General features: G+C 62.1%; 5 protein-coding genes. 2 read left to right on the top strand and 3 right to left on the bottom strand.

What is annotated here, in order from left to right; all coding sequences use genetic code 11:
* Positions 1 to 2: 2 nt before the first annotated feature.
* The 3 genes from ABEH87_RS06110 to fes all read right to left on the bottom strand — a co-directional run bounded on the left by ABEH87_RS06110 (position 3) and on the right by fes (position 10,196).
* Positions 3 to 8,543: an amino acid adenylation domain-containing protein gene (locus ABEH87_RS06110; RefSeq protein WP_346574883.1), complete on the bottom strand. Its 8,541-nt coding sequence runs from the start codon at positions 8,541 to 8,543 to the stop codon at positions 3 to 5.
* A gap of 85 nt (positions 8,544 to 8,628) precedes the next feature.
* Positions 8,629 to 8,841 carry an MbtH family protein gene (locus ABEH87_RS06105; protein ID WP_346574881.1) on the bottom strand — a complete coding sequence of 71 codons (213 nt, stop codon included), beginning with the start codon at positions 8,839 to 8,841 and terminating at the stop codon, positions 8,629 to 8,631.
* 5 nt (positions 8,842 to 8,846) lie between these two features.
* Positions 8,847 to 10,196 (bottom strand): enterochelin esterase, encoded by a 1,350-nt coding sequence (gene fes / locus ABEH87_RS06100; RefSeq protein WP_346576153.1) that lies wholly within the window; start codon positions 10,194 to 10,196, stop codon positions 8,847 to 8,849.
* 735 nt (positions 10,197 to 10,931) lie between these two features.
* Here fes and ABEH87_RS06095 point away from each other — a divergent pair.
* Positions 10,932 to 13,106 (top strand): TonB-dependent siderophore receptor, encoded by a 2,175-nt coding sequence (locus tag ABEH87_RS06095; protein WP_346574879.1) that lies wholly within the window; start codon positions 10,932 to 10,934, stop codon positions 13,104 to 13,106.
* A 78-nt stretch (positions 13,107 to 13,184) separates the two neighbouring features.
* On the top strand, positions 13,185 to 13,811 hold the full coding sequence (locus tag ABEH87_RS06090; RefSeq protein WP_346574877.1) for a DUF998 domain-containing protein: 627 nt from the start codon (positions 13,185 to 13,187) through the stop codon (positions 13,809 to 13,811).
* Positions 13,812 to 13,819 lie beyond the last annotated feature (8 nt).

Raw genomic sequence — 13,819 nt, 5'->3', positions numbered from 1 at the left:
CCTTACTCCAGGTACTGACACTCCTCAATAATCCCCGCCAGCAGTGGACCCAGCGTCACCAGCGTTTCCGGTGACAGGATATCCATATGCTCACACGCGATTTCGTGAACCTGCAACTGCTGCAGATACGGTGCCCAGCCCGCCTGCACATCCATGCCGTCTGGCAGGGTGTTCTTCGCCACAAACAGCGTAGCCTGCCCGGCAAAGTGAGGCGTGGTCGCAGTGCTGAGGCGGCGTACCGCATCCGCGTAGTTTGCCACGATGGTGCTGAACATCGCCGTCTTTTCTGCCTGTAACATGGCATCGTCACTGTCGGTTGCGGCCATAAACTCCGCTTCCTCGCGCGCCACTTCTGCACGCGCATCCTCTTCTGACGATTGGGTCCAGTCCTGGCCTTCCGGCGGGTAAGTATCCAGCAGACCGAGGAAGCTCACCTGCTCTCCCTGCTGTTGCAGACGCGCGGCGATACCGTGGGCGAGTGTGCCTCCCAGCGAGTAACCCAGCAGATGATACGGTCCGTGTGGCTGGATGCTGCGCAGCGTCGCCAGATGACGCTCGCACATCTCATCCACGCTGTCACAGGCGGCAATAACCCCGTCCGGGCGCGGTGACTGTAAACCGACAATCGGGAAGTGGCCCCCCAGGTGGCGCATCATGCCGGAATACTGCCAGGCAAAGCCGGACGCCGGATGGATGCAGAACAGCGTTGGTCCTTTGCCGCTGCGGAACGGCAGGCTCTCACCGTTAGCGCGACTGTCGGTGCTGGCCCCCTGAGTGTCGTTATCCAGCAGGCGCGCCATATTCTCCACGCTGCGCGCAGCCATGATCTGCCCGATAGAGAGCGGTGCCAGACGGCGACGCAGCTCGGCGGCCAGACGCATCGCCAGCAGCGAATGCCCGCCCAGCGCGAAGAAATCATCGTCGGCATACACGGTGTCACGCGCCAGCAGAAGGGAGAACAGCTCTGCCAGCAGCCGCTCATGTCCACTGTGCGGCAGGCGGCCGGCAGACTGCGGCGCCTGCGGTGCGGGCAGGGCTTTACGGTCCAGCTTGCCGTTGGCGCTCAGCGGGAAGCGGTCGGTCAGCACATAGCTGACCGGTAGCATATGCGCCGGTAAGCGCTGCGCCAGCTGCTGATGCACCACGGCGGTATCCAGCGCAATGCCCGGTTGCGCAATCAGCCAGGCGACCAGCTGGCGGGCATCGACTCCGACCGGGGACACGCCGCCCAGCTCGCGCGCGGCGACCACGGCCTGCGCCACCCCGTCGAGGGTTAACAGCGCCTGCTCAATTTCGCCCAGCTCAATGCGCTGACCGCGAATTTTCAGCTGATCGTCACTGCGCCCCAGGTACTCCACGGCACCATTGTCCAGCCAGCGGGCGATGTCACCGGTGCGGTACATCCGCTCACCGTCGGCAAACGGGTCGGCGACAAAGCGCTGTGAGGTCAGGTCGGCACGATAGAGATAACCTTCCGCCAGCTGAACGCCGCACAGATAAAGGTCGCCCGCCACACCGGTAGGGACCGGGCGAAGCAGCGCATCCAGGATACGCAGTTCGGTATTCCACACCGGATAGCCGATCGGCACGCCCGCGCCGCTGCACTGTTTCAGGCTTTCACCGCTGGCCGGATGATAAGTGACATCCACCGCGGCTTCGGTCGGGCCATACAGGTTGTGCAGCGGCGCGGCGATCAGCGCTTCATAGCTGGCAGCCAGATCGCACGACAGCGCTTCACCGCTACAGAACACGCGTTGCAGGCTGTGGCAACCCTTATCGCTGCCGTCGCGGCTGGCCAGCGCCGTGACCCACGCCGCCAGCATCGACGGTACAAAGTGCAGGGTGGTCACAGAATAGTCTTCAATCAGCTGCACCAGCGCATCCGGGTCGCGATGCGCTTCCGGTGGAGCCATCAGCAGCTGCGATCCGACCATCAGCGGCCAGAAGAATTCCCACACTGAAACGTCAAAACTGCACGGCGTTTTCTGCAACACCACGTCGCTGGCGTCCATGGGATATTCGTCCTGCATCCACCACAGGCGGTTAACGATCGCCTGCTGGCCTACCACCACCCCTTTCGGCCGCCCGGTAGAGCCTGAGGTATACAGCACATAGGCCGGACGGGTGCTGTCAGCAGCGGGCAGCGGGTGCCGCGGCTGACGCGCCTCATCGTTCAGCTGGTCAAAGGTCAGAATTGGCCCCATCACTGCAAAACGGGTGGCCAGGGCGCTTTCGCTGATAATCAGGCGCGGACGGGCATCGGCGACCATGTAGCCCAGGCGGTCATCCGGGTAGCCGGTATCCAGCGGCAGCCAGGCGGCACCGGCCTGGAGAATGGCGGTCAGCGCCAGGCTCAGACGCACCGAGCGCGGCAGGGCGACGGCGACGATATCACCCGGTTTTACCCCGGCGTCAATCAGGCGGTCGGCCAGCAGGCGGGCCTGCTGCTGCATCTGCCGATAGGTCAGGCGGTGTTCGCCGTCCAGCAGTGCCAGCGCGTCCGGCGTGCGCCTGACCTGCTGCTCAATGGCACCGTGCAGCGTACCAGCCGCCACCGGGTAAGCCGTGTTGTTCACGCTGGCAATCAGCGCCCGTTCATCTGGCGTCTGGAGCTGCCAGCGCGTCAGCGGCAGGTCGGGCTGTGCCACCAGCTGGGCAATCAGCATCAGCAGGCGGTCGGCAAAGCGCTGCGGATGCGGCACCGCATCGCGGTACTCCATCAGCAGATGCAGACGCTCGCCCGGCAGCACCAGCAGGGTCAGCGGGTAGTGGGTGTAGCCACGGTTGCCGATCCGCTCGCAGCGCAGGCCGTTATGGCCCTGCAGCAGGCTGGCGTTGTCCGGGTAGTTTTCCACCACCAGCAGGGTGTCAAACAGCGTGCCGCTCCCGGCCAGCTGCTGGATCTCGCCCAGGCCGAGGTCGTCATGTTCAATCAGCTGGATCTGCTGCGCCTGATGGTCGGCCAGCTGTGCCAGCAGCGGCCGCTGGCTGTCAAAGCGCACCCGCACCGGCAGGGTGTTGCTGAACAGGCCGACGTGCTGCTCCTGACCGTCAATCTGCCCGAAGCGCCCGGACACCGGGGAACCAAACACCACATCCTGATGGCCACTTTCAATCGCCAGCTGCATACCCCAGATGCCCTGCATCACGCTGTTCAGCGTCAGGCCACGGCTGCGGCACAGCGCCAGCAGGCCGCGTTCCAGCTCAGGATCCAGCACCAGATCGAGGTCGTGAACCGGACCGCTGTGGGCCTGCTCGCCAAACAGCAGCGTCGGGCGCACATCCTGCAAGACCTGCCGCCACAGCTGGCGCGAGGCCTCAGCATCGCGCGCGGCCAGCTGACGAACGATATCCGCGTAGCTGAAGCGGTGTGGCGTCAGCGCCTGCGGTCCGTGATAAAGGGCGGTAAACAGATCGCCGAGGATCACCGGCGTTGACCAGCCGTCGACCACCAGGTGATGGGCGTTCAGCATCAGCGTAGATCGCTCCCTGCTGGCGTGTCGGATCAGCAGCGCGTGCAGCATCACCGGCTGACTGAACAGGTCCCGTGCCAGCTCGCGCTTCTCCAGCGCCAGCAGCGCGGCCTCTTCTTCAGCCGCACTGAACGCAGGTAATGCATGGCTGTCCAGCGTCCAGACGGGCTGTTCCGGCGTCAGCACCGGGATCAGCTGCAACGGCTGTAATGCCTGTTCGCTGTCGAAGCGTGCTGCCAGCTGCGGATGGTGATGCACTACCGCATCCAGCGCCGCCCGCAGGCGATTCTCGTCCAGTTCGCCGCTAAAGGTCAGACGCGTCAGGGAGTTATAGCTGCCGCTGTTATCCGCCGTGGCGGCATGGAACAGCAGTCCTTTCTGTAACGGCAGCAGCGGCAGCACGGCGGCCAGCGGACCGTGACGTTCGCCCAGCGCCACCACATCCTGCTGGCGGATGCCGTCAATCGCCACCTCTGCCGCCACCAGAGTATCAGCCGCCTGCTGCGGATGGCGCTGAGCGAAATCGGTAAGCGCCTCGCAGGCCTGTGCCAGCGCCTGGTGCAGGGCATCAATGTCCTGCTCGCTGAACACCCCGCTGAGCCAGCCCCAGTTAATGGCCAGCTGGGGCTGTAGCGCGCTTTCATCCACAAAAATGTTGACCTCCAGCGCGTGCAGCTGTGGCATTTCCGGTGACTGATACACCGCAAAAGTGTCGCGGAAATGTTTACGCGTGCGCTGCGGGGTCCAGAGGTCCTCTGCCGCGCTGAAGCGTCCGAGGTAGTTAAACAGCACTTCCGGGGCGTGCTGCTGCGCCAGCGTTGCCAGCTGCGGGGCGCGCACGGCATCAAGATAGCGCAGCTGACCGTAGCCTACGCCGCGATCCGGTACGCTACGCAGCACGCTTTTCACCGCACGAACGGCATCGCGCAGGTTGCCGCTATCGCCCTCGTCCAGCGTCACCAGCAGCGGATATTCGGCGGTCAGCCAGCCGACGGTGCGGGCCAGATCGCGATCGCCCGGCAGTTCAGCGCGACCGTGAGACTCCAGCGTGTAGCGCAGCTGGCTGACGGCAAAGTGGTCGATCAGCGCCAGCGACAGGGCGCTGAGCAGGGTCTCTTCCACGCTGGCGCGGAACTGCTGCGGCAGGGTGGAGAGCAGGGCCTGAGTCTGGCTGCCATTCAGCAGGGTGCGTTTCTCTTTCAGCTCGCTGTGGGTATCCTGTTTACACACGGCCCGCTGGCCGAGCCGCGGCACCGGGTGCTGCAACATGCTCTGCCAGAACGGCAGTTCCGGCACGCGCTGCGCCACGTTGCTCAGCAGAGCGGCCGACCAGTCGTGCAGCGACGTCTCTTCCGGCGGCAGGGTCAGCGGCGTACCGTTAATGGCGGCTTCAGCGGCTTCACGCAGCTCCTCCAGCAGCACGCGCCAGGAGACGCCGTCCACCACCAGGTGATGGACGGCCAGCACCAGACCGAAAGTCTGGCCGTTATGCTGCAACAGGGTGGCCTGCATCATCACGCCGTTCGCCGGGTCCAGACGGGTGACGGCGGCATCAAAGGCATCTTCAGCACAGGCTTCCGGGGCATCGTGCAGCGCCTGAGTGTTGACCCAGCGGGTGAAGCCGGCCGGGCGTGCCTCACCAACAACCAGCTGGCCGTCGCGGGTGAAGGCGGAAAGCGCCGGATGCGCCTGGCTGAGGGTGTCCAGCGCCTGCTCCAACTGCGCTGACTGCAGGACAGGGGGAACCTGCAGGAACACGCCGTGGGCAAAACGCTGATTAATGCCGCCGTGTTGGTTAAACCAGTGCAGGATTGGCAGGCCGCTGACAGGCCCGTGCTGCTTCACTTTACTCGCCGTCGTGCGGGTCGTCAGCGGCGGCATGTTCTGTGCCATGCGCGCCGGGGTGCGCTGAGCAAAGATATCGCGCGGCCGCAGCTGATAGCCTGCGCGGCGGGCAGCGGTCCCCAGCCCCATGGCGGAAATACTGTCGCCGCCGAGGGCGAAGAAATCATCGTCAGCGCCGACGCGCTCCATGCCCAGCAGGTCAGCCACCGCCTGACAGATCAGAGTTTCTTCCACTCCCTGCGGCTCGCGGCCCGGTGTAAAGGCCACCTGCTGCGGTTCAGGCAGCGCCTGACGGTCAATTTTACCGTTGACGTTCAGCGGCAGCTCGTCCATCACCACCAGGATGGCCGGAACCATATAGTCGGGCAGGGTGACCGCCAGCTTCGCCAGCAGCTTCGCTGACAGCTGGTCGTCGGCGCGCAGGGCCTCGTCATACACCGAGCAGTAGCCGATCAGGCGGTTAGTGGCGCCGAGAGGCTGAGCGATCACCACGGCGGTGCTGACTTCCTCCAGCGCCACCAGGGCGTTTTCCACTTCTCCCAGCTCGATGCGGAATCCGCGTACCTTGATCTGGTGATCGGAACGGCCAATAAAGGCCAGCTGGCCGTCGCTGCGCCAGCGCATCAGGTCACCGCTGCGGTACATCACTTCGCCCTCCAGGAACGGGTTAGCGACAAAGCGGGCGGCGGTCAGGTCCGGACGGCGCAGATAGCCGCGGGCAATCCCGGTTCCGGAAATATACAGTTCCCCGACGCAGCCCACCGGCACCGGACGCAACTTGCTGTCCAGCAGCCAGACCTGCGTGTTGCCGACCGGGCGGCCGATGACCGGCTGGTCAGAGACCATCACGCTGGCTCCGAGGGTATCAATAGTATATTCAGACGGCCCGTAGTAGTTGTGGATCTCCAGCTCCGGGTGCTGCTGCATCAGTTTCCACAGCGTTGGCGTGGCGGCTTCACCGCCGATCATCACAAACGCCGGACGGTGGCTGTCCGCCTCAAACAGACCGGCATCAATCATCTGTGAGAAGAACGACGGGGTGATATCCAGCAGGTCAACCGGCACCTGTTTCATCTTCTGCAACAGCGCCCAGGCGTCGCGGCGCAGCTCTTCATCAAAGATATTCAACTCACAGCCCATCATCATGCAGAACAGCGGTTCCCATGAGGAGTCAAACGAGAACGAGGCGGTGTGGCCGGTGCGCATGCGGCGCGGCTGGCTGCGGTGGAAGCGTTCAATCGCCGGGCCGAACAGGTTGGCCTGGTGAGACAGGAACAGGTTCAGCAGGCCAGCGTGGGTGCTCATCACCCCTTTCGGACGTCCGGTTGAGCCGGAGGTGTAGATCATATACGCCAGATGCTCGCCGCACTGGGCGACGCGGCGCTCGCTGTCGTTCACCGGGGCGGTGGGGTGAGCGTCGCAGGCGGCGCGCACGGCGGCATCATCGATGCACAGATAAGCGCCCTGCGGCATCCGCTCCACCAGGCTGCTGTGCGTCAGCAGCAGCTGGGGCTGTGCGTCATCACACATCAGCGTCAGGCGCTCGCGCGGATAGTCCAGATCCAGCGGCATGTAGGCGGCGCCGCTGGCCAGTACGCCGAAGATCGCCACCAGCGAGTCCACGGAGCGCGGAATGCCAATTGCCACCACGTCGTCTGCGCCCAGATTGCGGGCAATCAGCTCGCGCGCCAGCTGCATCGCCCTGGCCGAAAGCTGTCGGTAGGTCAGGCTGACGTCGCCACAGGCAACGGCCACCGCATCGGGCTGAGCCTCCACCTGGCGCTGGAGCATGGCCAGGATGGACACCACACCTTCAGGCGGTGTGACGGGGATCCCCTGCGACCAGCCGTCAATCTGCTGCTGCTCATTTTCGCCCGTCAGCGCCAGGCTTGCGAGAGTGCGCTGCGGCTGCTGCGCCAGCTGTCGGGCGAGGAAGGTAATACGTTCACCGTGCCAGGCCAGCGTCTGCGCATCGTATTTTTCGGCACTGGCCACCAGGGTGATCTGCAGCTGACCGAGCCGGAACCCTACTTCAAACTCCAGGTCGTCCACCGGGCCCATCGCCAGGGTGTGGCTGACGGCCTCAATACCGTCAAACGTCAGGCTGTCGTGATAGACCTTGAGGTTAATCACCGGACCGTACAGCCCCTGGCTGCTGCCGACCAGGCCGAGATCGCGGCGCAGCTGCTCGGCTTCATAGCGCTGGTGGCGGCGCACCTGTTTAATTTCGCTCTGCAGCGCCTGGCTGATAGCGGCCAGCGTCATACTGTCATCGACGTCCAGCAGCAGCGGCAGAACGTTAACCACCGGGCCGGTGGCGGCCAGCGCGGCGGAGCCCATACGGCGCATAAACGGGAAGCCGATGCTCAGACGGGGTTCACCGCTGATACGCGCCAGATAGGCGACCAGCAGGGCGCTCGCCACCTCTGCCGGAGCGCTCTCCTGCAGGCCCGGCTGGCGGCTGAGCGTGCTGAGCAGCTCCGGGGGCAGGGCCACCGTCTGTTTCAGGGGCGCACTGCTGCCGCTGGCGGTAAAGGTTTCTCCCGACAGCGAGATCGCCGTCGGGAAATTTTTCCCGCGCTGCTGCCAGAACAGCGCTGCACGTTCGCAGGCGGGCGAATGCTGCCAGGCCTGATACTCGGCGACCACCTCACCAAAGGAAATAAACGGTGAGGCAGACGGCACCTCACCGGCGCGCAGCGCCTGATAGACCGCCGCCACGCGTCGGGTCAGGGCTTCGAAGCTGAAACCATCAAGCATCAGATGGTGATAGCGCTGATACCAGAACCAGCGGTCTGCGCTGACGCGGATCATCAGCTGGCGGTAGAGCGGGCGCTCGCCGTCGGCAGGCAGATCGGCGGCCAGATCGGCCTGCATCAGGTCGTGCGCCGCCTGTAAGCCGTCGCTGCGCTGGCTGAAATCAACCCACTCTACCGGTTGAACCTGCTGCGGTTTGCAGCGGTGCGGCAGGCGCTGAACCGGGTGACCGTCTGCACCGGGGCCGAAAGTGGCCTGCACGGTGTCGGCTTCCGACATCGCCTGACGAATCGCGCGGTCCAGGCAGACGCGGTCAATATCGCCGTGCAGTTCACTGTAGTGGGCGACGGCAAAGCTGTTTCTGCTGCGGGCAATCTGATCGGCGATCCAGATCCCCGGCTGCGCGGCAACCAGAGGATATTCGGTAAAGTCAGCCTGAATTTCAGGCCTGATCTGAGCATCTGACACGATGGTAATTCCTGTCGATTAAATGAAAATCAAAGATAAAAACGCTGGGTGGTGAGAACTGTTTCTCCAGGCAGCGACCGCGCGGTTACCCTGCCGTCTTCAGCGCGGCAGGGCGCATGTCCTGCCAGTGTTCTTCGATATAAGCAATACACGCAGCGCGCGTGGCCGGACCGGCCACGCTCTGCCAGCCAGCAGGCACGTCGGCAAATGCAGGCCACAGGCTGTACTGCTGGCGCGCGTTAAGCAGAACCAGGAAGTCGAGGCTTTCATCGTCGAAGGGATTGTGTTGTTCGGTCATGGTGATTACCTGTTCTTATCAGAGTAGGGAGGAGTGATAAAGTCGGCCAGCAGCCAGCGTAAGCCGTCCAGCAGCCCGCCGCGCCAGCACAGGGCGTCATGCCCGCCGGCGAAAATACGGAAGTTGATCTCATGCCCGGCTGGGATCAGCGCCTGACGCATCTGCTGATTGACCCAGGCCATATCGCCTTCGCGATCGCCCGCTTCCTGGAAGATTTTTAACCGGCCGGGCAGCGCACCGCTGAGCACCTGTTCCGTCAGCCAGCCCCTGTCATGTTCTCCGGCTTCAGAAAAATGGGTGACCAGGCGGACGTGGGGCCACCAGAAAGAGCCTGACTGGCTGAGGATGCGGCCAAACCGGGCAGGCCAGTGCAGCCCGGCATACATCGCCGCCAGCCCGCCGTAACTCTGTCCTGCTACCACCGTACGGTCAGCCTGTTCACTGAAGGCGATGCGGCGGCGGGCCAGCGGCAACAGCTCCTGCTGCACCGCCTGCCAGAATGGGGCACTGCACGGCAGTTCTTTCTCGCGCCATTCAGCATTAATCACGTCAATGAACAGCCAGCAGGCGGCGGGCAGCTGGCCGCTGTCCGTCTCCGCGTGGAGGGCGGAGAACAGGGGCTGACCCTCGACCCAGTTCTGGCCGTCCAGCAGGATCACCAGCGGACGGTCTTCCGGGGTAGCCGTGCTGCCGGTGCTGTACAGCCAGATTCGGCGCTGATTACCTAGCAGGGCGCTGTTCCAGGTAAACTGTTGCAGCCGAAGCGCGTCGGGTTTAACCGGATGGCCGCTGTCAGGCGCATGCCAGGCGGACTGGTCCGGTGCCGCAGGCATATGGGCGGCCGACAGGGCGTACCCGCGACTGTTGATATGGGGGTTACAACAGTTGAGGGGGTCAGCAATGGCTTTCGGAAACAGTGAGATCCACCATTCGCGCTGCTGCTTTCTGCGCGCGTTGTCATCGTCGCTGAAGATCGGTGGCAGTCCTGCCGCGTCTACCGGGATCAGGCTGTAGCTGCCGCGCCAGTGTTGCTCAATGTCCGTGGACCAGTGCCAGACATCGGTCCCCGGCAGGCGCTGAAGGCTTTGCGGCTGCGGGCTGTGATGGTCGGTGACGCAGTTAATGTCGATATACACCTGCCGAATGGCAGAACAGCTTTCATTACCCGCCGGGTCACGCCAGAAATAGTTCATCCTGACTTTACCTTCCGTCGCGCTTTCCACCAGCGGAGTGCCGTGATGCGCAAGCTGCTGCCACCAGGCCTCTGTGCCCACGTTACCGGCCACCAGCAGCTGATCTGCCGTACCGGCTGGCTGACATTGCGGCGTGAGTTTTTGCCGTGTTGTCACGATAATTTCCCTTAATTTACATTTAATGACTTAACTGGTGAGACGTTAATCGCACTTACAGTAAGTGACGCTAATGCAAATAATATTGAGAATAGTTTGCATTTGCAATAAGGGGCATCGCAACTTTCTAATGAGTCTGCAAGTTTTGCGTGTATAGGGGGGTTCTGAAGAAAGCCAGGAGAATCGACGTCAGTCGCGCTAAACGGAGATCCCTGAACGTCGCCCTAGTCAATCAGCGCACCTAATGAATTGACGGGGTTTCACGATTTATTTATCGGCAGGCCGGTTCATACGGCAAAACAGAACATGTTCAAGAAGATTAAAAACACAGGCGTCAGGTGAACTCACAGGGGGGGAGACCGGGTTACAACCGGCGTCTTATCACTCCAGCCTGTACGGGTGATTTGCTGCAACAGGCACGTCGTTTTTCTTTGTTTTACATATTGTTGCTTTTACCGCGGAAGACCAGCGATAACTGAAGTTAGAAAAGCTAATGCAAATGTTATTGAGAGTGATTTACATTTGCATTAATATGCGTGGCAGCTGAGCTCAGGCAGAGTGTAACTCTGCATTTAGTAAGGTTTTTTTAAGCCTGCAGCGCGTGCGTCCGGGCCCTGATGCCCCCCGTCACGCCTGCGGCTCGCCGTGGCTAATCAGAAACCTTAATGGATTGGCAGGCTTTATCGGTTCTTTTCGTAGACAAGGCTGTTTCAGACGAGATAACACAACATGATTAAAAAGATGAAAATCCAGGCCCGCCCTGACGTGGCAATAACCTCCGGGCAGGCCACGTTGCGCCTGTTAATCGCCTGCGCGCTGATGGGCGTTCCTGTCGCCCATGCCGCAACCGATAACACCCTGACCGTCACGGCAGAAACCAGCGAAAGCGTGACCGGACGCAACAGCGGTATTGTGGCAAAAGAGAGTGCATCAGGCACCAAAACGGCCACGCCGCTGCGCAAGACCCCACAGTCAATTTCGGTCGTCACGCGTGAGCAGATGGACGACCAGGCCGCGACCTCGGTATCCGATGCGCTGAACTACACCAGCGGGGTGGTCACCGGCTATCGCGGTAACTCCAACCGCAACGACGAAATTATCAGCCGTGGCTTTCGCTACGCGCCAAAACTGCTGGACGGCCTGCACTATGGACTCTCCAGCTCCAGCGGCGGTGCCGGGCAGATCGACCCGTGGCTGTTAGAGCGTGTGGAGCTGGTCCACGGCCCGGCGGGCGTACTCTACGGCCAGGTCAGCCCTGGCGGGCTGGTGGTGATGACCAGCAAGCGGCCGACGGCTGAAACCGTGCGTGAAGTGCAGCTCAGCACCGGCAACCACCACCAGGGGGAAGCGGCGTTTGACTTCGGCGGCAAGCTGAACGACGACAACACGCTGTTTTACCGCCTGAACGGACTGGCCAGCACCCGGCATGAAGAGGTGAAAAATAATAAACAGGAGCGCGTGGCGATTGCCCCGGCGATCACCTGGCTGCCGAATGCCGACACCAGCTTCACGCTGCTGGCCAGCTACCAGAACGATCCGAAAGCCGGTTCGCGTAACTTCCTGCCGATGGCCGGTACGCTGAAGGAAGCCAGCACCGGCTATATACCGTACGACTTCAACATCAACGACCCCAGCTACTATGGCAACAGGCGCGAACAGGCCTCCATCGGCTACGAATTCGAGCACAGCTTTAATGACGCGCTGTCGTTCACCCAGAACGTGCGCTACAGCCATCGTGATGAAGACTATAAATATATGGTCTATACCACCAGTTCAGCCATTAATGACCACACCATTGAGCGCCGTCCGCAACATGAAAAGGTGATGTCTAACGAATTCGGTGTGGACAACCACCTGAAAGGGGTGTTTGACACCGGTGCTGTAGGCCACACGCTGCTGGGCGGGCTGGATTACCGCTGGAGCCGCGTCGCCAGCACCCTGTCGCGCCACACCTCCAGCCAGTATCAGCTCGACTGGGCGAATCCGACCGGCGTCGATGTCGATGAGAGCGACTTATCACTGGCTACCAGCTCGATGAAGCAGCTGCACCAGGTGGGCGTGTATCTGCAGGACCAGATGGAGTGGAACAACTGGAATCTGGTGCTGTCCGGCCGTAACGACTGGTCACAGATCCGTACTCTCAACCGCCTTTCCGGCAGCGATACTAAACAGAATGACAGTAAACTGACCGGCCGCGCCGGACTGCTGTATGCGTTTGATAACGGCCTGTCGCCGTACGTCAGCTACAGCACCTCGTTTGAGCCTAACCTCAGCACCGGGGCACCGGGAAGCGATCCGTTTAAACCGACCACCGGCGAGCAGACCGAGCTGGGCGTGAAATACCAGCCGCCGGGGTCAAATACGGTGATGACGGTGTCGGTGTTTGATATCACCCAGAAAAACATTACCTCAGTCAATCCGGTCACCAAGTATAACGAGCAGATTGGTAAGGTAAAATCACAGGGCGTGGAGACCGAAATTCACGCGCAGCCGACGCCGGAAGTAAAGCTGATCGCAGCCTATACTTACACCGACGCGGTCACTAAAGAGACGTACACTGCCAGCCAGCTGGGACATACCCCCGCCAGCATTCCGCGTCACGCGGCCTCCGCATGGGGGAGCTACAGCTTCCTTGACGGCGCGCTGAGCGGTCTGACCGTGGGCACCGGTGTTCGTTACACGGGGGATGCCCCGGCCGACAGTACCGGAACCGACGAAGTGCCACACTACACGCTGTTTGACGCGATGGCGAAGTATGAACTGGGCGAGGCGGTTTCCAGCCTGAAAGGCACCACGGTGCAGCTGAACGTGCAGAACCTGACCGATAAGCACTACGTCGCTTCCTGTAGCGGAACCGAAGCCTGTTTCTATGGCACCGGCCGTAACGTGGTAGCATCGGTGAATTACCGCTGGTAACCCCGCGGTTTCTGCAGCGGGTCGATCGCATAACAGGATCGGCCCCTGCAGGGGCTGCCTCTCTCTGTCAGGAGATCTATGCAGGCATTTACGCTAAGGCATTACATCGGCGCAGGCTGCCTGGCGCTGGGCGGCTTACTCTACCTGCTGGCGGAACGTGTCAGCGCGCTGGCCTGGCGTCATCCGGGCTACCGTTACAGCGAAAACTACATCAGCGACCTCGGCATTCCGGGCTGCGGGGCGCATTTCTGCTCGCCGTTGCACAACGTCATGAACGCCGGTTTTGCCACCGAGGGGCTGCTGTTTATCGCGGGCGCTCTGCTGCTGTATCCGTGGGGTAAACTGCGCGTTGCCCTGCTGCTGGCCGCTATTCACGGCATGGGTGGCGTGTTGATTGCGCTGTTCCACAGCGGCGGCACGGCGGATGGCGTTACGCTGCATCAGATCGGCGCGGTGATGGCGATTGGCGGCGGGAATCTGTGCCTGATTGCCGTGGGCTCAGCCTGCGTGTTAAAAATGCAGCGCAGTCACTTCGGCTATTTCAGCCTGTTGTCGGGCGCGTTTGGCCTGGCCTGCATGCTGCTGATCCCCTCCGGGCTGTTTCCTGTTGGCCTTATTGAACGCGCAGCCGTTTACCCCATCACCCTCTGGCAAATCGTCACGGGTATTGCTTTGTTAATAAGTGCCAGAATCCGGCACGACTGATTAACCTG

Origin of the sequence: Erwinia sp. Eh17-17, from assembly GCF_039675725.1 — a bacterium.
Lineage (GTDB): Bacteria > Pseudomonadota > Gammaproteobacteria > Enterobacterales > Enterobacteriaceae > Erwinia.
The sequence above is the reverse complement of the archived record's forward strand: the minus strand, read 5'-3'. Positions and strand labels throughout refer to the sequence as shown.

Excerpts from the sequence above, each read along its gene's own strand:
- ABEH87_RS06090 (WP_346574877.1), top strand. The coding sequence starts at position 13,185 with ATGCAGGCATTTACGCTAAGGCATTACATCGGCGCAGGCTGCCTGGCG.
- ABEH87_RS06095 (WP_346574879.1), top strand. The coding sequence starts at position 10,932 with ATGAAAATCCAGGCCCGCCCTGACGTGGCAATAACCTCCGGGCAGGCC.
- ABEH87_RS06105 (WP_346574881.1), bottom strand. The coding sequence starts at position 8,841 with ATGACCGAACAACACAATCCCTTCGACGATGAAAGCCTCGACTTCCTG.